Below are 22,998 nucleotides of genomic sequence, written 5' to 3'. Positions count from 1 at the left end.
TTATTATTTTATTTAATATTTATTTCTAGAAGAAAATGGCTATTAATATTATAGCAAATATTATTTGACTGACTCCTACTGCTCCTCCATATAACATTGCTTTTGGCCCTTCTTTTATTAAATCATTTATTTTAACTCTCATTCCTATTCCTGCTAATGCTATGATTTCAAAATTACTACTAATCCATTTAAACATAGAAGATATAAACTGTGGTACAACACCTATAGTATATAATATACAAATTATAAAGAAACCATTTATGAACCATGGAATATTAATTTTTCTCTTTTTAGCTACATTACTACTATCCTTTTTTTCTTCCTTACTAACTTTAATTTCTGATTCTTCATTACCAGAAGATTCTTTAGATAAATCTATTTTTTCAAAAACTAATACAATTGCAACTAATAATATTATTCTTATAATTTTAAATACCGTTGCTAATTTTACAACATCATCTGAAACAAATTTCGCTGAACCTATTACTTGCCCTACTGATTGTAATATTCCCCCCATCATAGCTGATGTTTGAAGTGTTTCATTATTATATAATGCCGCAGTTATAAATGGTAGTAAAATCATTAAAATAGTTCCTATAACATTTACTATTGTTATAGATATTACTTTATCAGAATCATCAGCATCTATAACTGGTGCTGTTGCACCTATTGCAGATGAACCACAAACTGCATTTCCTGATGACATAAGCAAACAATATTTTCTATTAAATTTAAGTTTTCTTCCTATCCAATATGTTATTATAATTGTTAATGTCATTTGTAAAATAACAAAAATAAGTCCATTAAAGCCAAGACCTAATATCTCACCTAGATTTAAATTCGCACCCATAAGAACTATAGAATAATTTAAAAGATCTTTTTCTGCAAATTTAGTACCATTATCATATTTATTTCCTTTAAATATTGTATTTCCTACTATTATACCTATAAATATAGCAAAACTTGCAGCTCCTACTGTAGAAAATTTTTTCCCTAATACTTCTGAAATAACACCTATAATTAAGCAAATTATAAGTCCAGGTAATATGCTTTTTACTTTTTTCACTATGTACTCACCTCAAAATCTATAAATTTTATATATCTTTGTTACGACCTTATTATAGATGTTATTTACTTAAAGGTAAAATATTATTACTTTATTATTATAATAACTATTTACTTATATATCTTTTATCTTTTATCTCTTATATATTCTATAAACATATTAATATTATTAGATATAAATTTATCTTTATGCATTATTAAATATAAATCTCTCTCAATTTTCCCTTCTTCAAGTCTAAAATAAAATAATTTTCCTGCATTAACTTGCTCCTCTATCACTCTATATGAAACACATCCTACTCCAAGATTTGCCTCAACAGTTCTTTTTATAGCTTCCGTATTACCTAACTCTAAAAAAGTATTAAATTTTATTTTATTCTTTTTAAAAAATAATTCTGTGTGTTCTCTTGTTCCACTTCCTACTTCTCTCATAATTAATTTTTGATCTTCTAACATTTTTCCTGATACTATTTGTAAATTTTTTAATTCATTTTCATCTCCACAAATAAATACTAATTCATCCTTCCATTCACCTTCTCTTATTATTTCTTCTGAATGGATTTCACCTTCAACAAATGCAAGATCTATTTTATTTTCTAAAATTAAATTTTCAATATTTTTTGTATTTTCAATAATTAAAGATATCTCAATATCCCTAAACTTACTAGAGAAATCCTTAATTATATAAGGAAGTATATATGTTCCAATCGTTGTACTTGCTCCAATAATAATCTTACCTTTTTTATTATCTGTAAATTCTCTTAAACTTTTAAACCCTTCATCATATAAATTTAAAATTCTTCTTGTATAATTTAAAAAAACCTCTCCTTCATGAGTTAAAAATAATTTTTTACCTATTCTATCAAACAGCTTTACACCAAGGTCTGCTTCCAATTCATTTATGCTTTGACTAATTGAAGGTTGACTTATATACATTTCCTTTGCTACTTTTGTCATATTTAAGTGTTTAGCAGTTTCATAAAATATCTTAAGTTTCCTAAAATTCATGGTTTAAACCCCTTTCTCATAAATAGAAGAACTCAGCAATTGCTGAGTTCCATAATAAATTATTTATTTAAATCTTCATATTCTACATCAATTACTTCTCCAACAGAATCATCAACACGATTTGAATAATCATTATTTAAGTTTGATTTAGTCTCGTAGCTATAACTATTATTGGTTGATTTCTTCCTCCTTTTACTATCAAAGTATCCTTTTATCTTAAATACTATATATAAAACTATTATAAAAGGTAATATCCATACCAAAAGTTGGATAGCTAAAGCTGAAACCAATCCAATTATTAAAACTCCGCCTACTAAGTACAATCCTGTTTTTAATCCACTACTCATAATAAACCTACCTCTTTATTTTATATTGTTAGTTTTCGCTACAATAAAGGTATTATACCATAAGAAAAAAACTTTTTCAATAAGAGATATTTCTTATTTCTTTAAAAGGTTTATTATAACTCTTATTATTATTTTGATGTATTTTTATCTTTCTTTGCAATTTTAGGTAAAATAGCTCCTAAACCTAATAATACAATTATTGTTATTACAGTAAGAGAAATTTGGAACCACCATTCACCTGAATATGTTTCAACTCCTTTTGGAAACATACCCATTACACAGGCAAATGCTGTAAATATAAAGCACCAAATTCCAAATCCTAAAGCTACTTTATTATTTCTTACAAATTTATAATCTGAATTAAACTTATCTGAAAGCTTTTTAAGCATTATAAATGCTAAGAATACCCATAAATATCTTAACGGCATTACTACTGAATTAAGTTTTAATAACCAATCAAATAATGCATTCATATCACCAATTCCTAAGGCAGGAACCATAATTAATATACCAACTAATATAGCAGTCATAGCATATCCATTTATAGGAGCACCGTATTTATTAGTCTTAGTTAATTTTCTTGGTATATAATTTTCATCAGCATCGCCAATTAAAACCTTAAGTGGTGCATCTATTGAAAATACTAATGCTGATATTTGTGCAAGCATATTTGCTATTGCATAAACTATTAAGAATAAATTACCTAATCCATAATATTCACCTAACATCTTAAATGCATAGTATTGACCATTCATCATAAGATCTTTTGGAATATTATTAGCATCAAACATCATTCCCATAGCCATTGATCCAAGTAAAGCTGAAATAGCAACCATAGCAGCTAGTACTATCATCCCTCTTGGAAATTCCTTACTAGGTTTACTCATATTATTTACATATGGAGATATCTTTTCAGCGCCTCCAACTGCAAAAACTAGCATTGATAATGTTGTAAAGTATTTAAAGTCAAAATTAGGTATAATTGATTCCCATGTTATATTTGTTGTAGCTATTTCTACTCCTCTTATAGCAGGTGCTGCTACCATTAATAATATGTATAGCATAGACATTACAAAAACTGAAGTACCTGCAATAGTACCAATTTTCTTTAGAGATGTAATACCTCTAGATGCTACCCATAAAAATGCTAAAAATACTACAAGTGTTAAACTTTGTGCTACAAGCGTATTCATATTGCTTATAAAAGTTCCATCTTGTTTTACAGCCCATCCAAGTGCTATTAAAACAGCCTGAGGCTTTTGAGCTAAGTAAGGTACATGTACTACCCAATAAGTCCACCCAGCAAAATATGCTAAAGTTGGTCCCATAGTTTGTCTAATCCATGTGCTTACTCCTCCTTTTCCATCTTTAAAAGTTGAACCTAATTCACCAACCATTAAAGCATAAGGAACAAAATATAAAGCAATTATTAATATCCATGATACAACTACAGTTAAGCCTTGATTTGCAAAGTTATTTACCACATTTCCAAATCCCCAAACTGATACAAATGCCATTAATGCTAAGTTGTACCACCTAATCTTTTTAGCGTCTTCTCCCATAACGCGCCTCCTTAAACTTTCAGGTATTAATAAAAATATTAATCCATAATCATTTTACCAACAGCAATATATTCCTACAATAAAAAATATTTTATTCATCTAGATTTTTTTATTATATTAGCATTTTTTTAATATTTTATTGATAATATTAAACATTTTATTATCCATTTATAATATATTATTACAATTCCCTAAAAATTCTTATCATATTACAAAATGTACAAGTCTTATTAAATATTTTATATTTTATTCCAATTCAAACCATCTATTTATAACATTTACTGTCTCTTCACTTGGATAATACATCTTATCGCCTTCTTTGTTACCTACTGCAAAAAGTGAAAAACCTAAAAACCATGGTTCTGCCTCATAAATTCTTCTGTATGCTTCAAAACCATTTGCTTGTTCTTGCATATTTATTTCTTTTGAAAGATATGGATTCCATGGCTCAACTGTTGCTTTAGTAGTTTTAGGAAATCCTAGTTCTCCAAAGAAAATTGGTTTATTCCACTTATCATAAAAATTTTCAACCTGTTCCTTAATTTCTTGTTTTCTATTGTATCTTTGAGATGAAATCAGTGCTTTTTCAATATTATCAACAGTGTTTATATCGTTATCAGTTAGCTCAAAATATGAAGCAATAGATATAAAGTCCACCTTTGAAAATATCTTATTATTTAATTTCTCATTATATTTTTTATTTAATTCATCCACTTGATTTTTTGTAACTTCATCATCCCAATTAGCTGTTGTCCAAAAGCTTGTCCTATAAGTAATTAATCCTTTATAATACTCTCTTGTAAAATCAATCATATCGCAAAATTCATTTTCCATTCCTTCTAGATTTGTAAATACTGTAGCAATATTTATTGCATCAACTCTATAAGGAATAGCTATTTCATCTATTATAGGCTTTAATACATTTTGCTTCCAATTTAAAAAGAAACTTTCTTTATCCGAAGGATTGTAATCAGTTTCATATTTACTCCCATTTGCAATCCATGGATAGGGATCCAATATTACATTTATCTTTTTTCCTTTAAGCTCTTTTAAAATTAACTTCGCTCTTTCCAAACTATTGCCATCTACATCCATAGTACTTGAATCTATATCATCTATACTTATAACAATTGGTAAATTTATTGTGTTTAATTCTAGAGTTTCAATATCATTCATTGCTTGTTCTACTGTATAATCTGTTGAAAGGTTAGCTGATTTAATTTTTTCACTAAATTCATTATTTAATATCTTCCCTTCTCTTTTATTTAGAAAATTATTTATCATACCTCTAGTTGTATAGTTAATTGCATATAAATAATATCCTGATATAATAAGCATAATAATTACCCCTGCAATTATCCTAACTTTTAAATCCTCAATTCTTTCTTTTTTAGCATCATTATTCTCCATAATTATCTCCCATACTATCTATTCAATTTAATCATTATCTAATATACCATTTTTTTATTTATTTTACAATTTTTATTATTTAAATTGTAACTAATAAAAGCTTAGGAATAAATTTAAATACTCCTAAGCTTTTTCTTAAATTCTATATAATTATAATGTAAATTTATATTAAAAATTTTAGAACAAATATTATTCCTACTACTATAGTTGGTATAGTAATATCCTTATATTTTCCAGTAAATACTTTAAGTATTATGTAAGATAAAACACCAAATACCATCCCATCTGAAATACTATAAGCTAACGGCATCATTATGATAGTTAAAAATGCTGGTAAAGCTTCTGTCCAATCTTCTAAATCTATTTCTTTTATTGGCTCTAGCATAAATAACCCTACTAAAACTAATGCACAACATGTTACTGCTGGCGTAATTACTCCAAATAATGGTGCAAAGAATAATGCTAATATAAACATAATTGCCGTTGAAACTGCTGTTAATCCAGTTCTTCCGCCTTCAGCAACTCCTGATGCACTTTCAACAAATGTGCTTACAGTACTAGTTCCTAGACAAGCTCCTAATGTTGTTCCAACTGCATCTGAAAGAAGTGCTTTTTTAATATTTGGAACTTTATCATTACTATCTAACATTTTTGCTTTTGTAGCAACTCCAACTAATGTTCCAATTGTATCAAACATATCCATAAATAATAATGTAAATAAAACTATTAACATGTCTAAAGAAAATATGTTATTCCATTCAAATTTCATAAATACAGAACTAATTGAAGGTGGTTCACTTATAATTGCATCAGGTATGTTTGTAATTCCCATTGGAATTCCTATAATTGCTGTTATTATCATACCTAAAAATAAAGCACCCTTTACGTTTTTAGCCATTAATATCCCAGTTATAACTATACCAATAACTGCTAATAAAGCTGGCCCCTTTGTTATATCTCCAAGTGAAACTAATGTCCCTTCACCTTTAACAATAACACCTGCTCCTTCTAAACCTATAAGCGCAATAAATAATCCTATACCTACTGAAATTGCTTTTTTAATATTTGCCGGTATAGAGTCTACTATAGCTTCACGAACATTCAACACAGTAAGTAAAATGAATATTATACCTTCTAAGAATGCAGCTGTTAAAGCAAATTGGAATGAATATCCCATTCCTATTACAATTGTAAATGCAAAGAAAGCATTTAATCCCATACCTGGTGCCTGAGCAAATGGAAGCTTAGCATATAATCCCATGATTAAAGTTGATATAACAGCTGCTAATGCTGTTGCTGTGAATACAGCTCCACTATCCATTCCAGCTTGTGAAAGAATAGAAGGATTAACAATTAATATATACGCCATTGTCATAAACGTAGTTATTCCTGCCAACATTTCTCTTTTTATATTAGATCCACTTTCTGTTATCCCAAAATATCTATCGATAATTTGATTAGCTTTTGATTCTTTTTTCATTTTATCCCTCTTTCGTATTATTTTATAAATCCATGAACTATAATACACCATTTCAAAATAAAACCCAAGTATTAAACGAATATTTTTTATTTATTTATAATTATTTTCTGTGATAATATTTACATATGTATATTTTTATTATTTTTTTAGCATTATAATTCGTTAATTTATAATAGCATTTTATTATCAAAGATAACTTCTTCTCTCTGTTAATAAATATTATTTCCTTTTATTTTATAAAAAATGAATTTTTCTTTTACTTATAGACAATAATTATAATACAGGCCTTCGAATGCAAATTAAAAAAAAAGATTGTGGTAATAATAAAGGTTTCTCTTCATAATTACCACAATCTTAATTTTATTATTTCCAGTGTATTATTTTATTATTTCATTGCTTCTTCTATAGCAACAGCAACTGCAACAGTAGCTCCAACCATTGGATTATTTCCCATTCCAATTAATCCCATCATTTCAACGTGAGCTGGAACTGAAGAAGATCCTGCAAATTGTGCATCTGAGTGCATTCTTCCCATTGTATCTGTCATACCATATGAAGCTGGACCTGCTGCCATGTTATCTGGGTGAAGAGTTCTTCCTGTACCACCACCAGATGCTACTGAGAAGTATTTCTTTCCTTGATCAACACATTCCTTTTTGTATGTTCCAGCAACTGGATGTTGGAATCTTGTAGGGTTAGTTGAGTTACCAGTGATTGATACGTCAACTCCTTCATGATGCATTATAGCAACACCTTCTCTAACATCATTTGCTCCATAACATTTAACTTTAGCTCTTGGTCCATTTGAATATGGAACTTCTCTAACTATTTCTAATTTACCTGTGAAGAAATCAAAGTTTGTTTCAACATAAGTAAATCCATTTATTCTTGATATAATATATGCAGCATCTTTTCCTAAACCATTTAATATAACTCTTAATGGTTCTTTTCTTACTTTATTAGCTTTTTCAGCTATTTTTATAGCACCTTCTGCTGCTGCAAAACTTTCGTGTCCTGCTAAGAAAGCAAAACATTTAGTTTCTTCTCTTAAAAGCATAGCTCCTAAGTTACCATGTCCTAAACCAACTTTTCTATCATCTGCAACTGAGCCTGGGATACAGAAGGCTTGTAATCCTTCTCCGATGGCTTCAGCAGCATCTGCAGCTTTTACACATCCTTTTTTAATAGCTATAGCAGCACCTAAAGTATAAGCCCACATAGCATTTTCAAAAGCAATTGGTTGAGTTGATTTTACGATATCGTAAACATCTATACCTTTTTCATCACAAACTGTTTTTGCATCTTCTATTTTAGTCATTCCGTACTTTTCTAATACAGGAATGATTTGATTAATTCTTCTTTCATAACTTTCAAATAATGGCATAATACTTTTCCCCCTTCAAACTATTCGTGTCTTGGATCGATAACTTTAACTGCTTCGTCAAATCTACCGTATTGTCCTGTAGCTTTTTCCATAGCTTCATTAGCATCCATTCCCTTAGCAACCATTTCCATCATCTTTCCTAAGTGAACGAATCTGTATCCAATAATCTCATTGTTTGTATCTAAAGCAATCTTAGTTACATAACCTTCTGCCATTTCTAGGTATCTTGTTCCCTTTGCAACTGTTCCATACATAGTACCAACTTGTGATCTAAGTCCCTTTCCTAAATCTTCAAGTCCAGCTCCTATAGGTAGTCCACCTTCTGAAAAAGCAGTTTGGCTTCTTCCATAAACTATTTGAAGGAATAATTCTCTCATTGCTGTATTAATTGCATCACAAACTAAATCTGTATTTAATGCCTCTAATATAGTCTTTCCTGGTAATATTTCTGAAGCCATAGCAGCTGAATGAGTCATTCCTGAACATCCAATTGTTTCAACTAATGCTTCTTCGATTATTCCATCTTTAACATTTAAAGTTAATTTACAAGCTCCTTGTTGAGGTGCACACCAGCCCACTCCGTGAGTTAATCCTGAAATGTCTTTTACCTCTTTAGCTTGTACCCATCTTCCTTCAACAGGAATTGGTGCAGGTCCATGATTTGGTCCCTTAGCAACAACGCACATTTCTTCCACTTCTCTTGAATACATCATATTATATCTCCTCCCTAATTATAGATTGCTATAGTCCTATTGGCTTATGAACACCTTTTAAAATATGTAGACTACAAGTAATCGGGACAAAGCCCATCCCACCATGGGCAAATTTATCCTACCTATATAATAACAGATGTCCAAATCTCAAACAACATAATATTATAAAAAATTTCCCTTTCATTCCATTAAATTTTACTACTTGCTATTTTAATCCACTTCTGATATAATAGCTTTTGTAGTCAGTCGGCATGGCGGAACTGGCAGACGCACATGACTCAAAATCATGCGGGAAACCGTGAGGGTTCGATTCCCTCTGCCGGCACCAATAATTGTAGGAAATGGCTTTATCACTAGGTTTGAATATCTTTTGATAAAGCCATTTTTATATTTATATCACTTTTAATTTAAAGTAAAAACCAATCGATAATATTTAACTATTAAAACTAATATCCTTGTCATGGTTCTTATATACATTCTAATCCATAAAATCTACTATATACTATTTTATTGTTACGTATATCTTTAATTTTTGCCTTTATATTTATTTCATAATACAATATTTTTAAAACTATTCACATCAAGGTACTCTAGTGTAGTTACTACATAAATATATTAAGTAACTACTATATCCCCCATTCCACTTTAAGCTTATTAACTACTTTCATCATTTCTCCATCATCTTTCGCTATATCTGGATGATATACTTTTGCTAAAGTTTTATATATTTTTTTATACTTGTCTCTATCCTCTTCACTGTAGTTACTATGTTTATTTTTCTGATAACTACTACTTGAATTATAACTATTGTAGTTACTTTTAAAATTTTCATAGTAACTACGCTGCTGTTCTTTAGACTCTTCATATTGCTTCTTAATATTATCTAGCATTTCATTATTTCTAAGTACACCAAAAACATCATAGCACTTATCATAAGAATACCTTCCATATTTTTCTTCAAAATTTGTTTTATCTTTTATATATTTATTGATTATTTTTTCATGTTTCTTATGAATTTCGTATTCTTTCGTTTTCTTATATTCCCGTTCTATTCTTTCAACTAATGAATTCAGCTTATTATATACCATTTTACAAAGCTCTTCTTCTGTTACCCCTATTGCCTCAATTTTCTTATTTAAATCGCAATAATCACCTATCCACATATCAGAATCAGTGGCAATATCATAATATTCAATAGTACATATACTCAATTGCTTCTTTTTAACCTTACCAGCTTCTCTATAACTCTTATGGATACTTATCTTATAAGCTTTTTTATAGGTCTTTTAAATCTCCCCCCTGTATATCTGTACTCATAATATCCAACATTAACTCCATATGTAGCTGATGATGTATAATATGCCTCAAGTTCTTTGTATTCTCCATAAGCATTTTCTTTCTTAAGCCCTATTTCTTGTATTACACAATACACCTTATCCCCCTTCCTTGTAGTTACTTTAATATATTTTTTAGTAACTACTCCATACTATATAAATATGCAATAAATCACCTTATTTAATTTAATTACCTTATTTAATTCAATTACCGTATTTTTATCTAAATAAATTTTAACTACTATATAACCTCTTTTTATAATAATATTTTTTTAAATTGTTTATTTAGTGTATTATTATGCACAAAAAAAGGACTCATTTTAGAATCCCTTGTTATTAATATTTTAAAACTTAAGAATTAAATTAATTAAATCATTATTTTATTATTAAATACTTGATTCAATCACTATTATAAAAATTATTATTCTTTTTCACTATTACATTTTTCTTTAATAATCTTAACAATTAAAGGAGCTAATTTAATCATAGAATCTCTATATCCTAATTCAATATTATCAAGCATCTTGCTTTTATTTATCATCAAGCTTCCTGAGCCATTAACTAATTCTATTTTTTTAGATGGATATACTTCTATAATTTTATTTTTGTCGAATCCTTCCTTACTTACGTTATCCTTATTAGATAAACCTACAACAATAATTAAATCACAATCATAGTTTTTTAATGGAGTTATTGGAATATTATCAACATTATTTTTAGAGTATTCTGGCGACTTAATACCTCCATCTGCATATCTATCATCTTTAATTTTAATAGGGCTAAAAATTATTGGTATAGCACAAGATGCTAAAACTATATTCAGTATTTCTTCATTACTATAGTCATTTAATTTAAAGTACTCCGCTCTTTCTTTATCTATATTATATGCGCATGCATAAATATCTCTATTATGCACATTTATCGTATCTATATTTACATATTCCCTTATAAAATTTTCTATACCTATTTGTGATAAAAGTCCTATATCATTATTTTTTATCTGCTCTATCATACTGCTCTCATAATTTCCATGAGCTATATTCTTAATAAATTCAGATATTTTTTTATTTCTAGTTTTTTCTTGTAACTTTATAAATCTAGAATAAGTTATACTACTCCAGCTATCTTTTATAATTTTTCTATCATTCATTGCAAATAGCAACGCATTCACAGATCCTACAGAAGTTCCAGATATAACTTTCACATTATCTATTAAATCTAGTTCCCATAATGTTTTAAAAACTCCTGCTTCATAAGATCCCTTAGCCCCTCCTCCAGAAAGTACAAGCCCAATTTTAAAATCTTCTAATAAATTACTCATATTAACCTCTCTTAGCAAAATTCTCACTATACATTGCAAATATGTAATATATTCCCTTAATTAATTGAATTATATAATACTGATATTGCCTAAGTAAATATTTATTATTTATACTTTTATTTATTGCTTGTTATGAATTTATTTTCTAATACTAAAGGGGCTATATACAAATGCCCCTTAATTTAAAATATATAATATATTATTCGAAATCTCTTTATTATTTTAACTTACCTAGGAACTAATCTTATAATTTTATCGTCTCCAAAATTGATATTTCCTCTTCCATCCTATTACTTGTTGTAATATAAATAGATCCCTCCTCACTTTGAATAGCTTCTCGTAATCGTCCATACTTATTTTTAAATAATGAATCTATGTTAGTTACTAATGTTCCCTTTGAATCTAATGATATTACAAGTAACTGTTCTCCATGTAAATTTGCTACTAGTAATTTACCTATCCACGGGCCTTTATTTATAAAAGTCATTCCTGATGGCGCCCAAGTTATATCTCCACTTTGAATAAATGGTGACTGTACTTTTATTTCATTAGAAGTTTCATCTCCCTGTACTAATGGCCATCCATAGTTAGCTCCAGGTTTTATAATATTTATCTCATCATGTGCTGTTTGTCCATGCTCTGATTCATATAGCATATTACTTGAATTCCATGCTAATCCTTGTGGATTTCTATGTCCTAAACTATAAATCGGTGAGCTTTTAATTGGATTATCTCTAGGAATACTTCCATCTAACTCTATCCTTAATATCTTTCCTGCTAAGCTTCTAACATCTTGTGCTAAATTAGGATTTTCTGCATCTCCTGTTGATATATATAATTTCTTATCCTTCCCTATCTTTATACGTCCTCCATTATGAAATTCTCCACCTGGAATTTTATCTAGAATAATTTTATCAATAAATGCATTGTTATTTCTTTCAATTAATCTAACAACACTATTATATATTTTATTTCCTTCTAAATATGAATGCATTACATAAATATAATTATTTTCTAAATGATTTGGATCTAATGCAATTCCCATCAATCCACCTTCTCCTTTACTAATGAAAGGTGAAGTAAATCTAATTAATGGCTCTTCCTTAAGTTTACCATTTTCAATTATCCTAACTGTACCTAATCTTTCTGTAAAATATATTTTTCCATTATTGCTTATGTCTATTGCCCAAGGAACAAATAAGTTTTCTGCTATAACTTCTATTTTATATGGAAATTTATTTGATGAAGATAATTCAGCTTTTGTATTCTTCATATTTTCACTACGAGATAACATATTAGATAAAACACTATATATTATTCTTTTCATAGCAGCATCCTCCATATTATAATTAACACTTTCTTTATAATATGAATATATAACTATATTGCAACATTTATTTTTATTACGCATTTTAAATATGCATATCTTTTATATTTAATAATAGAAAGAATAGGAATTAAGCTTATACTCTTTATCATAATCTTTATCATAATCTCTATTATATTTATGTTAAGCATATATACATACTAAATAGTATCGTTTTATTCCAAAATCATAACTTTTTCATCATTTTTTTCATAAATATTATACAAAAAATTGTATATATGGTAAAATATTATATGAATTCGTCATTTTGCGGAGGTAATATAAATGGAAATTGTTAATAAAGGAATAATAACTAACTCTAATAATTTTTATATAGATACAATAAATAATTTACTTTTTACTCCAAATCTATTTATAAAAAGAAATTATCTTGAAGATTTATCTGAGGATATGGAAAATAGATTAATTAATAATAAAATTAATAAAAGCGAACAATCTATGATAAAACTTATAATTGGACTTTGTAATGAAAAATTAGAAGAATATTTTTGTGCTATAAACATATTTAATGAATTGATTCAAAGTAAAGAATTTATAAAGGATTCATTCATTATGGGAGCCTTGTATATTTCTTTATCTCTTACTAATTTAAAAATAAATAATATGGAATTACAAAAAAAATATTTTAATTTAAGTAAATCATTTTTAGAAGATACTAACCAATTTGAACTTTTACTTTTTCTTTATATAAATACTTCTATTATAAACTTAAAAATATATAAATTTGATCTTTACTTATATAATAATATCGATAGTTCCTTTAAAATTTTATCAGAACATGAATACAAATATTCCTCTCAAGCATATTTAATGCTTGGAATTATATATTATAAATATCTAAGTTTAAATAATATATCAATAAAACTTTTAAATAAAGCTTTATATATTTCAAAAATTAATAATCAAAATGAAATAGAAATTTTGGCTAACTATCATATAGCCTCAGTCAATATGCAATTATATAAATTTAAGGATAGTACAAATTTATATAAAAATATTTTAAACAATTATGATCTTTCATTACCTGTTAATATTAAAATGGACATCTATATTAAGTTATTACAAATATATATGAAATCCAATGAAAATCTAGATGATATAAATAAACTATTTAATATTATTGAAAAAAGCATTTATAAGTTAGATATTTATCATATTGATTCTTATCTTATAAAATACAATTTATTACTAGTCCAATATAAAATATCTAAAACTGATGACTCTATCATTGATCCATCATTAAATGACTTATTTTACTACTTAGACAATGCATACTATATATATAAAAGTAATATTACAAAGTTTAAGTTCATGGAATTTGATTATTGGCTAAAAATAGCATATGGAAATTTATTTTATAGATTAAATGACTATGATAACGCATTATTCCATCACAAGAAATCATTGCTTTATTCTGAAAAATATAAAAATATGAATACAATAAATTCATATAAATTAATTTATAAAGATTTTGAAGCTCTTGAAAACTATAAAGAAGCCCTTAATTATCTTAAAGCTTCAACAGAAACTCTCGAAAGCTACAATATAGATAAAAATTCTGATATTTACATTCAATTATTTGATGATTATGAAAATCTAAAATGTTATCACTCAATTAAGAACGACTTCTTTTCTAATCTTAGTCACGAACTTAGAACTCCTATTAATATAATTTATTCTTCTGTGCAGCTTATAAGTTCTTTAAAAGATAGAGATCCTGATTCAATAAAGGAATACTTTTTTAAATATGAAAAAAGTGTAAGACAAAATTGTTTAAGAATGTTGAAATTAATAAACAATTTAATAGATATAACTAAAATTGATTCTGGATCAGCTAAATTAAATCTTGTAACTCTAGATATAGTATCTTTTATTGAAGATTTAACCTTATCTATAATACCCTATACAAGATACAAAAAACTAAATGTCACTTTTGATACCAATGTTGAAAAATTATATATGAATTTAGATACTTATGCATTAGAAAAAATATTGCTAAATCTTCTATCAAATGCAATAAAATTTACTAATCCTAATGGCAATATTTTAGTGAAAATTAACTCCAATAACAATTTTACTAAAATAATTGTAAGAGATGACGGCATAGGAATACCAAGTAATCTAAAAAATCTTATCTTTGATAAGTTTTTTAAAGTAGATGATACCCTCTCTAGAAATACTGAAGGAAGCGGCATTGGATTATCAATAACAAAAGGGCTAGTTGAAATGCATGGAGGATTTATTATTGTTAATGATGAATATACTAACGGCACTGAATTAATAGTTAATTTACCAACCCAACCTAAAAAACAATCATTAAAAAATAGTGATTTTAAATACTTCATAGATGACGAAAAAATTATAAGAGAATTATCTGATATTTATGAGCTATTTTAAATTAGTAAAAAGTTATACTAAGTTTATTATTTTATACTTAGTATGACTTTTTCATTTATTAATTATAATATTATAGTCTTACTATTTTATATTATTGCTAAAATGAGCTTTACTTACTCTTCCTTCCCCCCAAAGTTTAATCTACTCTTATTTTAAATTATGTTAATTTACTTTAAGTAAACATTCTCATCTCCTGAATTTTATGATTAAAATATTACTTTTTATTAATTATGTATTTTTTAAGGCATTTAGTAAATACTATTACTATATTTTAGATTATTATCTAAATTTATTTTAAGGAGGATTCTAAATGAAAAAGTTTGTTTGTACTGTTTGTGGCTATATCCATGAAGGAGATGCACCACCAGAATTTTGTCCTGTCTGTAAAGTAGGTCCTGAAAAATTTCAAGAAATCACTGATGAAATGAAATGGGCAGATCAACATAAGATTGGTACTGGAAGTGGCCTTGATCCAGAAATTTTAGAAGCACTTAGAGCTAACTTTACAGGTGAATGTACTGAAGTTGGAATGTACTTAGCTATGTCACGTCAAGCAGATCGTGAAGGATATCCAGAAGTTGCCGAGGCATATAAAAGAATTGCTTATGAAGAAGCTGAACATGCTTCTAAATTTGCAGAGCTTTTAGGTGAAGTTGTTGTTCCAGATACAAAAGCAAATTTACAAGCTAGAGTTGAAGCTGAATATGGTGCTTGTGATGGTAAAAAGAAACTTGCTGATTTAGCTAAGCAACAAAACCTTGATGCTATTCATGATACAGTTCATGAAATGTGTAAAGATGAAGCTAGACATGGATGTGCATTCAAAGGCTTATTAGATAGATATTTTAATTAATAATCATTAAGAAGGAGAGATTTCAATGCAAAAAATTTATTGTAGTGCAAATAATTGTTCTCATAACAAAGAAAACATTTGTTTTGCTAATCGTATAAACGTTGTTGGGAAGAATTCAGATGTTGAATCTGATACATGTTGTGGATCATTCTTAGATAGATATACTTATGGAAATTTAACTAATAATGTTTATGATGAAGGAGATCCTTGTAGTTGTTTAGTATGTAAAGTTAATAGCTGTAAATATAACGAAAATCAGTTGTGTTCATTAAACTCTATAAATGTTTCAGGAAATGATGCTAAATTATATAGCCAAACTAATTGTGAAAGCTTTTGCAGAGAATAATATACTAAAAAAAATGATATCCAATCACGGATATCATTTTTTTATTAAGGGGATAAATTATTAATTGCTAAGCTGCGCTAACAACTATATACATATATTACTATGTTTTTATGTCAGTACTGTTACAAAAACTATAAGAAAATATTTCTTTTCCCTTAAGAAAATTAATTTTCAATAAATTTATTTAGCTTTTTTTGAAGACTATATATCCTTACATTAGATTTTAGCTTGGCTATGAATAATTCTTCATCTATTGGCTTAGTTATAAAATCATCAGCACCACAATCTAAAATTTTAGACAATGCTTTATTATTATCTAATGCAGTTACTGCTATAATTGATGCATCTATATTACTTCTTCTTATTTTTCTAATTAAATCCTTGCCAAATTCATTTTGCAGAATAATATCTATTAAATAAATATCATACTTCTTCTTACTATCTATTAATGATTTCCCGTCTTTATAATAATCTACGTTATATATTTTTCTACTCCTTAATATTTCTCTTTCAAACTCTATAAAAAATTCGTTATCCTCAACTATTGCAATATTAGCTTCTTGAAGATCCCTCATATACTCGTCAGCTCTAAAAATATTATCTAAATAATTTCTAATTTCTTCTTCTAAATCTTTTTTTAGTATATATTCACTTATACCAAGATTAACCAAATCTTTTCTTTTATCATCCATATCTTCACTAGTAACTATAAAAATAGGAATATCAAACCTTTTATTTACTACTCCTACAAACTCTTCAATATCTCCACCATTAGCATATAATGATGATATTATAAGACTAACATTTTGCGAATTTAATACTTCTCTTGCCTCATTAAAACCATTCACATTAATATACTTATGTCCTTTTTCTTTAACAATTTTCTCTACTAATTTAGAAAAAAAACTACTTTGCTCTACATGTAATATATTGTACATTTTCTTCCCACCTTTATATCATTTTAAATCAAATATATATTAAATACGTTTCTTTATATTTATCGTAAGAATTTTAAACTTATGAATCTTTTAGATGAATCTTTTGTAATAAAAAGATCAAATATATAATTTTACTTATTTCTTAACTTTACTCTAGGCCAGAGCAAACTATATATCAACTTGAAAACTGAAGGCAAAAAAATTAAAAATCTTTGAAAATTACTTCAAAGATTTTTAATTTAAATCTATGTTTTAATTAATAATTTACATAATTAAAACTAAAAGTATAGTAAATATTGATATTATCTTTTAGAATATATCTCACCAAACACATTCATATACATATAAAAATAATAAAATCATTGCAACTCCTAAAAGCATCCATAATATTGAATAAATAATTTTTTCTATCTTCTTACTCATTTATATCACCTATGCTATAATATTCTATTGCATTTTTTAAGAACTTAACAGTTTGAATCGGAGCTTTCCCTATAGAAGTTTCTCCAGCTAATAAAAACCCATCAATACCATATTTGATAAATTTATAAATGCTTTCTATTTCTGGCAAAGTTGCAGGATTGCCATTCTTCATGCTATTTAATAAGTGTGTTGCTATAAAAACTTTTTTATTACTTTCCTTTATAATATTAATAGCTTGCTCTTGAAGATTTACAGCATTTAATATACCTGACTCAGGTACTAAATCTCCTCTTCCTATAACAATGGAATCCACTGCATCTAAAATTTCTTTAATATTACTTATTCCAGTAGGTGTTTCCACTTTAGCCCATAGTCTACATTTATTATCTGGATATTTTTCTTTTATTAATTTATTTATTATATTAATATCTTCTTTTCTTTCAACAAAAGATTGGCAAATTATATCTATATCATTATCTAACGCCCATAATATATTCTCTTTATCTTCTTCACTTAAAAAAGTTTTATCATCATATACATTAGATAAATTACATCCCTTCCCTCCCCTTATAATTCCTCCTCTAATAACTTTAGTTTTTATTACGCCTTTATCTACTTCTATAATTTCGAAATTCATAGTATTATCCTTCATAGAGATAGATTTAATGTCACTTTTTATTATTTCCTCTGTTCCTATTGTTAAAGGAATAAGCTTCATTTCATTAAGTTTTGAAGTATCTATGCTCCTATATAAATCTTCTCCACAAAAATACACTTCTTGTCCATTATAAATCTTATATATATATTTTAAATCTTTAGATACTCTTATCTTTTTCCCACATAAATCAACTAGTATATGTACATCTCTTTTTATCTCCCTAGAAAATTTTATTACATATTCAAATTCGTCTTTATTAAAATGAGAACAATTTAACCTTAATATATCTACTCCATTTTCTATAAGTTCTTTAATAATCCATTTATCTGTAGATTTTGGTCCTATAGTTGCTATTATGTGCATAATACTCTCCCCATTATTACTGATACTTATTTCTACTACCCAAATAATATTTTTATTACTAAAATCTCTTTGTATAATTTCATAAAAATATGATATGAAATTATGTTTTTAAAGAACTTTCATATCATATTTATACTATTATTTTTACTATCACACATTACAAATTAATATTAGCTAATATATTAACTATTCCTTCTATATATAATTTTTCTATTATCTCTTCATTTTCTAGAGGTATCTTTATATATAATCCGGGTGCATTTGTATTTTTAAGCAAGTAAAGATGTTCACCTTTTTCACAAATCGTATTTTTAAGGTTATTCTTCAAAAGATTTTCTACCATTTCACAGCAAATTTTTGAATTTCTATCATAAAATATTTCACACATCGAAATATCTTTTTTAAATTCTATTCCAACATAAAAATCTATATTTGTTATATTGGCTATAAGAACCTTTTCTAATAAGTTTTTCCCTATATTTCTATTTTGAATTTGAGATAAATTTACAATGAAATTACCTCTTTCCTTTAATCCTTGTGAAATGGCGTTTAAAATTCTAGTATTATTTATATCTATTCCGTATTTCACCCTGCCTCCAAGGAAAATTGTTATTAGTTCATTATATTCTCTTTTGTGTAAAAATGTTCTAAAGTCTTTTTTATAAGAATAAGTTTATATATAACTTATTATTTGAGGAGGTAAATCGTGAAGAAATATTTTTTTGCTTCTATTTCTGTATTAATTATATTTTTATTTACTGGTTGTAATTTTAATAGCTCACAATACATAAGACCAAAGTCTAAACCAAGTAATAATTACTATACAAATCAAATTCAAGAAAAGCTAAATAATAACGAATCCTATACAATTAAAATTTTCGATTTAAATGTATATAAGTATTATAGTGTTAATGAAGGTGAACATAGCATTTTACCTGAATTTATCGAGTCATTAAGTAATGAAAACTATGGAGCTGAAATAGAAAAAGATCTTACTCCTGAGTATAAGTTAATTATAGAGTTCTCAGATGCAAAATATATAATAAATGCATATACTGACAAATTAATATCAATTCATCCTTGGGATGGGGTATATGATAAGGATAATATTTCCATGGAAGGTGTCTCTGATTATTATAATTTATATAAGTTTTGTGAATATATAAAGAAAGTTTCAAGTGGATTTGAAGGATAATTTAAAAGACAGTAGATAAATTCTTATTTTTACACTAACTTATCTACTGTCCTATTTTAATCTAACTTATGTTATTCTATAAAACTATTTTTATTATTATTTTTTGTTATTTTATTTTTTTATTTCTTCTAACATTCTAAACACTCTTTTTTTATTTAATGGATGTATCATATTAGGAGCAATTTCATTTAATGGAGCTAATACAAATTCTCTTTCTTCCATTCTAGGATGAGGTATTGTTACGAAATCATTGCTTGTTACTAAATCATCATAAAAGATAATATCTAAATCTATTACTCTTGGACCCCATCTAATTATTCTTTCTCTCTTCATATCTTTTTCTATATCTAGTAGCAAAGTCATAAGCTCATTTGGATTCAATATAGTATCTACTTCTATAACCGCATTTTTAAAACTATCTTGCTCTTCATATCCCCATGGCTCTGTTTCTATTATAGTAGATTTTTTTACTAATTTTATTTCCTTATTACCTTTTATTTTTTCTATAGCAATATTTATATTTTCTTCTTTTTCTCCAATATTGCTACCTAATGCAATATATGCTTTATGCCATCCTCTATTTATTTCAATTGCAGCTGTATCTAAATGTCTTCCTATTGGTGCCCATGGTTTTTTTAAATATACTTTTATATTTTTTACTAAATCATAATTGTATAATACGTATTCTGCTATTTTTTCTGCTGCAGTTTCTATTAAATCATAGCTCTCTTTTTGAAATTCCTTTTCGATATTATGACAAAGCTCTCCATAATGAACTGACTTTGTTAAATCTCCTGTTTTAGATGCTAAGCTCAAATCTATATCTAATTCTAAAGATAATATAAATTTTTGTCCAAGAGATTTTTCCTCATTAAATACACCATGGTTTGCAAATATCTCAACATCTTTTAAATATAACTTATCCATAGTTTTCCCTCTATTTCATTTTTAATATTTTATCTGTCATTATGCAAGCTCTTTTATTTTCAAGCACGTCATGCACTCTAACGATTTTGCATCCTTTCATTATTCCCATTACAGTAGTTGCTATAGTTCCTTCTACTCTTTCATCTACTGGTAAATTTAATGCTAATCCAATCATTGACTTTCTTGAAGTTGCAAGTAAAACAGGGAATCCTATATTTACAATTCGTTCCAAGTTATTCATCACAATCAAATTTTCCTCATAAGTTTTAGCAAACCCTATGCCTGGGTCTAATATAATATTTTCTCTTTTTACACCAGCATCTAAAGCTATATTTATACTTTCTATTAAATCTTCTAATACATTGTTCATTAAATTAGTATAAGGTTTATCTTCTCTGTTATGCATTAGTATGCATGGTACATTATATTCTGCTACTACTTTAGCCATATTTTTATCTTTTTTAAATCCCCATACGTCATTTATTATATCTGCTCCTGCTTTTATAGATTCTTCTGCAGTTTTACTTTTATAAGTATCTATTGATATTAAAACATCTAACTCATTTTTTATAGCTTTAATTATTGGCACTACTCTCTTTATTTCTTCTTCTTCAGATACATACTCTGCTCCTGGTCTTGTTGATTCTCCACCTATATCTATTATATCGGCACCTTCTTCTACCATTTGCTTTGCTCTTTTTACAGCTTCCTGAGTTTCATTGTATTTTCCACCATCAGAAAAAGAATCTGGTGTTACATTTAGTATACCCATTACATAAGTTCTTTCATCTAAATTTATTACTTTATTTGCTATCTTCATATTTCTCTCCCCTTTAGCTTGTATTTTTATAATCTTATAATTTTATTTTTTTTATTTTCATCCCAATAACAATCATTATAAGCCTTACAATTAAAACAATTTCTTGAAAGCTTATCACTTTTATATATAATTTTTGAAAGCTCATCATCACTTTCTTGCCTATGCTCTTTTATACATTTAATAATTAAATTTTTATCTTCCTTACTAAAATTTGTATCTTCTAATAATTCCGATGCTATTATGGCACTTCCTTTATGATGATCTATTCCTTCATTATATTGCAAAACTCTTCCTATATCATGTAATAAAGCTATAGCATATATTACTTCTTTATTATATTTCAAACCCTTTTCTAGTACAGTTATATACGCAATTCTTGCAACATCTAAGAAATGCTCAATGGTATGATTGCAAAATTCTCTATTTATTTCTAATTCATTTAATTCATTTAATAAGCTTTTATACTTAGGGCTATTTAGAATCTTGTTAACATTTTGCAAAATCCCACCTCCTATTTTAATAAGCTCATTACTTCTTTTCTTAGCTCATAATCGTCTTTAAAGCATCCTCTGTACGTTGTTGTAATAGTTTTTGTTCCTGGCTTTTTTACACCTCTCATAGTCATACACATATGTTCACCTTCAATTACTACCATAACGCCTTCTGCATCTAAATATTTCATTATTGCATCAGCAACTTCTGTTGTTAATCTTTCTTGCAACTGTGGTTTCTTTGCATAAACTTCTACACATCTTGCAAGTTTTGAAAGTCCTGCAACCTTTCCATTTGGTATATAAGCAATATGAGCCTTACCATAAAAAGGTACAAGGTGATGTTCACACATTGAATAAAATGTAATATCTTTTTCAAGAACTAAATCATTGCCCTCAACAGTAAATGTTTTTGATAGTTCCTCTTTTGCTTCTTGTCCTATACCCGAAAATATTTCTTCATACATTCTAGCCATTCTATCTGGAGTTTCTAAAAGCCCTTCTCTATTTGGATCTTCTCCAATACCTTCTAATATTAGCTTTACTCCTTCTAATATTTTTTCTCTATCTATCATT

At 26.9% G+C, this 22,998-nt stretch carries 23 protein-coding genes and 1 tRNA gene; 5 read left to right on the top strand and 19 right to left on the bottom strand.

What is annotated here, in order from left to right:
* Positions 1–25 precede the first annotated feature (25 nt).
* From NSA50_RS00215 to NSA50_RS00180, 8 genes are all read right to left on the bottom strand, one after another.
* On the bottom strand, positions 26–1,069 hold the full coding sequence (locus tag NSA50_RS00215) for a putative sulfate exporter family transporter (RefSeq protein ID WP_195264245.1): 1,044 nt from the start codon (positions 1,067–1,069) through the stop codon (positions 26–28).
* Positions 1,070–1,191: 122 nt separating this feature from the next.
* Complete coding sequence (locus NSA50_RS00210; RefSeq protein WP_257442145.1) at positions 1,192–2,073, bottom strand: LysR family transcriptional regulator; 882 nt, start codon at positions 2,071–2,073, stop codon at positions 1,192–1,194.
* A 59-nt stretch (positions 2,074–2,132) separates the two neighbouring features.
* Positions 2,133–2,420 carry a hypothetical protein gene (locus NSA50_RS00205; RefSeq protein WP_195264187.1) on the bottom strand — a complete coding sequence of 96 codons (288 nt, stop codon included), beginning with the start codon at positions 2,418–2,420 and terminating at the stop codon, positions 2,133–2,135.
* Positions 2,421–2,548: 128 nt separating this feature from the next.
* Positions 2,549–3,982 carry an amino acid permease gene (locus NSA50_RS00200; RefSeq protein WP_257442144.1) on the bottom strand — a complete coding sequence of 478 codons (1,434 nt, stop codon included), beginning with the start codon at positions 3,980–3,982 and terminating at the stop codon, positions 2,549–2,551.
* Positions 3,983–4,228: 246 nt separating this feature from the next.
* Positions 4,229–5,392 (bottom strand): glycoside hydrolase family 113, encoded by a 1,164-nt coding sequence (locus NSA50_RS00195; RefSeq protein WP_257442143.1) that lies wholly within the window; start codon positions 5,390–5,392, stop codon positions 4,229–4,231.
* A gap of 163 nt (positions 5,393–5,555) precedes the next feature.
* Positions 5,556–6,791 carry an NCS2 family permease gene (locus tag NSA50_RS00190; RefSeq protein ID WP_374940956.1) on the bottom strand — a complete coding sequence of 412 codons (1,236 nt, stop codon included), beginning with the start codon at positions 6,789–6,791 and terminating at the stop codon, positions 5,556–5,558.
* 466 nt (positions 6,792–7,257) lie between these two features.
* Positions 7,258–8,256, bottom strand: coding sequence for a GGGtGRT protein (locus NSA50_RS00185; protein ID WP_008679645.1), 999 nt, complete (start codon positions 8,254–8,256; stop codon positions 7,258–7,260).
* A 20-nt stretch (positions 8,257–8,276) separates the two neighbouring features.
* On the bottom strand, positions 8,277–8,969 hold the full coding sequence (locus NSA50_RS00180; RefSeq protein ID WP_195264190.1) for an iron-sulfur cluster assembly scaffold protein: 693 nt from the start codon (positions 8,967–8,969) through the stop codon (positions 8,277–8,279).
* A 245-nt stretch (positions 8,970–9,214) separates the two neighbouring features.
* Here NSA50_RS00180 and NSA50_RS00175 point away from each other — a divergent pair.
* A tRNA-Leu gene (locus NSA50_RS00175) sits at positions 9,215–9,297 on the top strand.
* Positions 9,298–9,595: 298 nt separating this feature from the next.
* Here the strand turns inward: NSA50_RS00175 and NSA50_RS00170 are convergent.
* The 4 genes from NSA50_RS00170 to NSA50_RS00155 form a co-directional block, all read right to left on the bottom strand.
* Positions 9,596–10,180: a hypothetical protein gene (locus NSA50_RS00170; protein ID WP_257442137.1), complete on the bottom strand. Its 585-nt coding sequence runs from the start codon at positions 10,178–10,180 to the stop codon at positions 9,596–9,598.
* Positions 10,181–10,227: 47 nt separating this feature from the next.
* Positions 10,228–10,401 carry a hypothetical protein gene (locus NSA50_RS00165; RefSeq protein ID WP_257442135.1) on the bottom strand — a complete coding sequence of 58 codons (174 nt, stop codon included), beginning with the start codon at positions 10,399–10,401 and terminating at the stop codon, positions 10,228–10,230.
* Positions 10,402–10,724: 323 nt separating this feature from the next.
* Positions 10,725–11,624 (bottom strand): patatin-like phospholipase family protein, encoded by a 900-nt coding sequence (locus NSA50_RS00160; protein WP_257442134.1) that lies wholly within the window; start codon positions 11,622–11,624, stop codon positions 10,725–10,727.
* Positions 11,625–11,868: 244 nt separating this feature from the next.
* Entirely contained in the window at positions 11,869–12,951 is a 1,083-nt protein-coding gene (locus NSA50_RS00155; RefSeq protein ID WP_374940952.1) for a PQQ-dependent sugar dehydrogenase, read from the bottom strand.
* Between the two features lie 324 nt (positions 12,952–13,275).
* On the opposite strand from NSA50_RS00155, the gene NSA50_RS00150 reads away from it, so the two are divergent.
* From NSA50_RS00150 to NSA50_RS00140, 3 genes are all read left to right on the top strand, one after another.
* A complete protein-coding gene (locus tag NSA50_RS00150) occupies positions 13,276–15,408 on the top strand; it encodes an ATP-binding protein (RefSeq protein ID WP_257442133.1) in 2,133 nt (710 codons plus the stop codon).
* A 310-nt stretch (positions 15,409–15,718) separates the two neighbouring features.
* Positions 15,719–16,261: an NADH peroxidase gene (locus NSA50_RS00145; RefSeq protein ID WP_195428555.1), complete on the top strand. Its 543-nt coding sequence runs from the start codon at positions 15,719–15,721 to the stop codon at positions 16,259–16,261.
* Between the two features lie 25 nt (positions 16,262–16,286).
* Entirely contained in the window at positions 16,287–16,607 is a 321-nt protein-coding gene (locus tag NSA50_RS00140) for a DUF1540 domain-containing protein (protein ID WP_195264196.1), read from the top strand.
* A 164-nt stretch (positions 16,608–16,771) separates the two neighbouring features.
* Here the strand turns inward: NSA50_RS00140 and NSA50_RS00135 are convergent, their stop codons facing one another.
* The 3 genes from NSA50_RS00135 to NSA50_RS00125 all read right to left on the bottom strand — a co-directional run bounded on the left by NSA50_RS00135 (position 16,772) and on the right by NSA50_RS00125 (position 19,578).
* Positions 16,772–17,545: a response regulator gene (locus tag NSA50_RS00135; protein WP_195264197.1), complete on the bottom strand. Its 774-nt coding sequence runs from the start codon at positions 17,543–17,545 to the stop codon at positions 16,772–16,774.
* A 415-nt stretch (positions 17,546–17,960) separates the two neighbouring features.
* Positions 17,961–18,989 carry a pyruvate kinase gene (locus tag NSA50_RS00130; RefSeq protein WP_257442132.1) on the bottom strand — a complete coding sequence of 343 codons (1,029 nt, stop codon included), beginning with the start codon at positions 18,987–18,989 and terminating at the stop codon, positions 17,961–17,963.
* Positions 18,990–19,146: 157 nt separating this feature from the next.
* Positions 19,147–19,578, bottom strand: a complete 432-nt coding sequence (locus NSA50_RS00125; RefSeq protein WP_195264199.1) for a hypothetical protein — start codon at positions 19,576–19,578, stop codon at positions 19,147–19,149.
* 117 nt (positions 19,579–19,695) lie between these two features.
* On the opposite strand from NSA50_RS00125, the gene NSA50_RS00120 reads away from it, so the two are divergent.
* Positions 19,696–20,184 carry a DUF4883 family protein gene (locus tag NSA50_RS00120; protein WP_195264200.1) on the top strand — a complete coding sequence of 163 codons (489 nt, stop codon included), beginning with the start codon at positions 19,696–19,698 and terminating at the stop codon, positions 20,182–20,184.
* A 111-nt stretch (positions 20,185–20,295) separates the two neighbouring features.
* On the opposite strand, the gene folK is transcribed toward NSA50_RS00120, so the two are convergent.
* The 4 genes from folK to folE are packed head-to-tail and all read right to left on the bottom strand — an operon-like array spanning position 20,296 to position 22,997.
* On the bottom strand, positions 20,296–21,111 hold the full coding sequence (gene folK, locus NSA50_RS00115) for a 2-amino-4-hydroxy-6-hydroxymethyldihydropteridine diphosphokinase (protein ID WP_257442131.1): 816 nt from the start codon (positions 21,109–21,111) through the stop codon (positions 20,296–20,298).
* A 10-nt stretch (positions 21,112–21,121) separates the two neighbouring features.
* A complete protein-coding gene (gene folP, locus NSA50_RS00110) occupies positions 21,122–21,931 on the bottom strand; it encodes a dihydropteroate synthase (protein ID WP_257442129.1) in 810 nt (269 codons plus the stop codon).
* Between the two features lie 26 nt (positions 21,932–21,957).
* Complete coding sequence (locus NSA50_RS00105; RefSeq protein WP_195428561.1) at positions 21,958–22,431, bottom strand: HD domain-containing protein; 474 nt, start codon at positions 22,429–22,431, stop codon at positions 21,958–21,960.
* An 11-nt stretch (positions 22,432–22,442) separates the two neighbouring features.
* On the bottom strand, positions 22,443–22,997 hold the full coding sequence (folE, locus tag NSA50_RS00100) for a GTP cyclohydrolase I FolE (RefSeq protein WP_195264204.1): 555 nt from the start codon (positions 22,995–22,997) through the stop codon (positions 22,443–22,445).
* Position 22,998: the final 1 nt, after the last annotated feature.

It is taken from the genome of Clostridium mucosae (genome assembly GCF_024622765.1).
Taxonomy (GTDB): Bacteria; Bacillota; Clostridia; order Clostridiales; family Clostridiaceae; genus Clostridium.
Note: the sequence above shows the minus strand (reverse complement) of the source record. Positions and strands in the feature narration are given on the sequence as shown.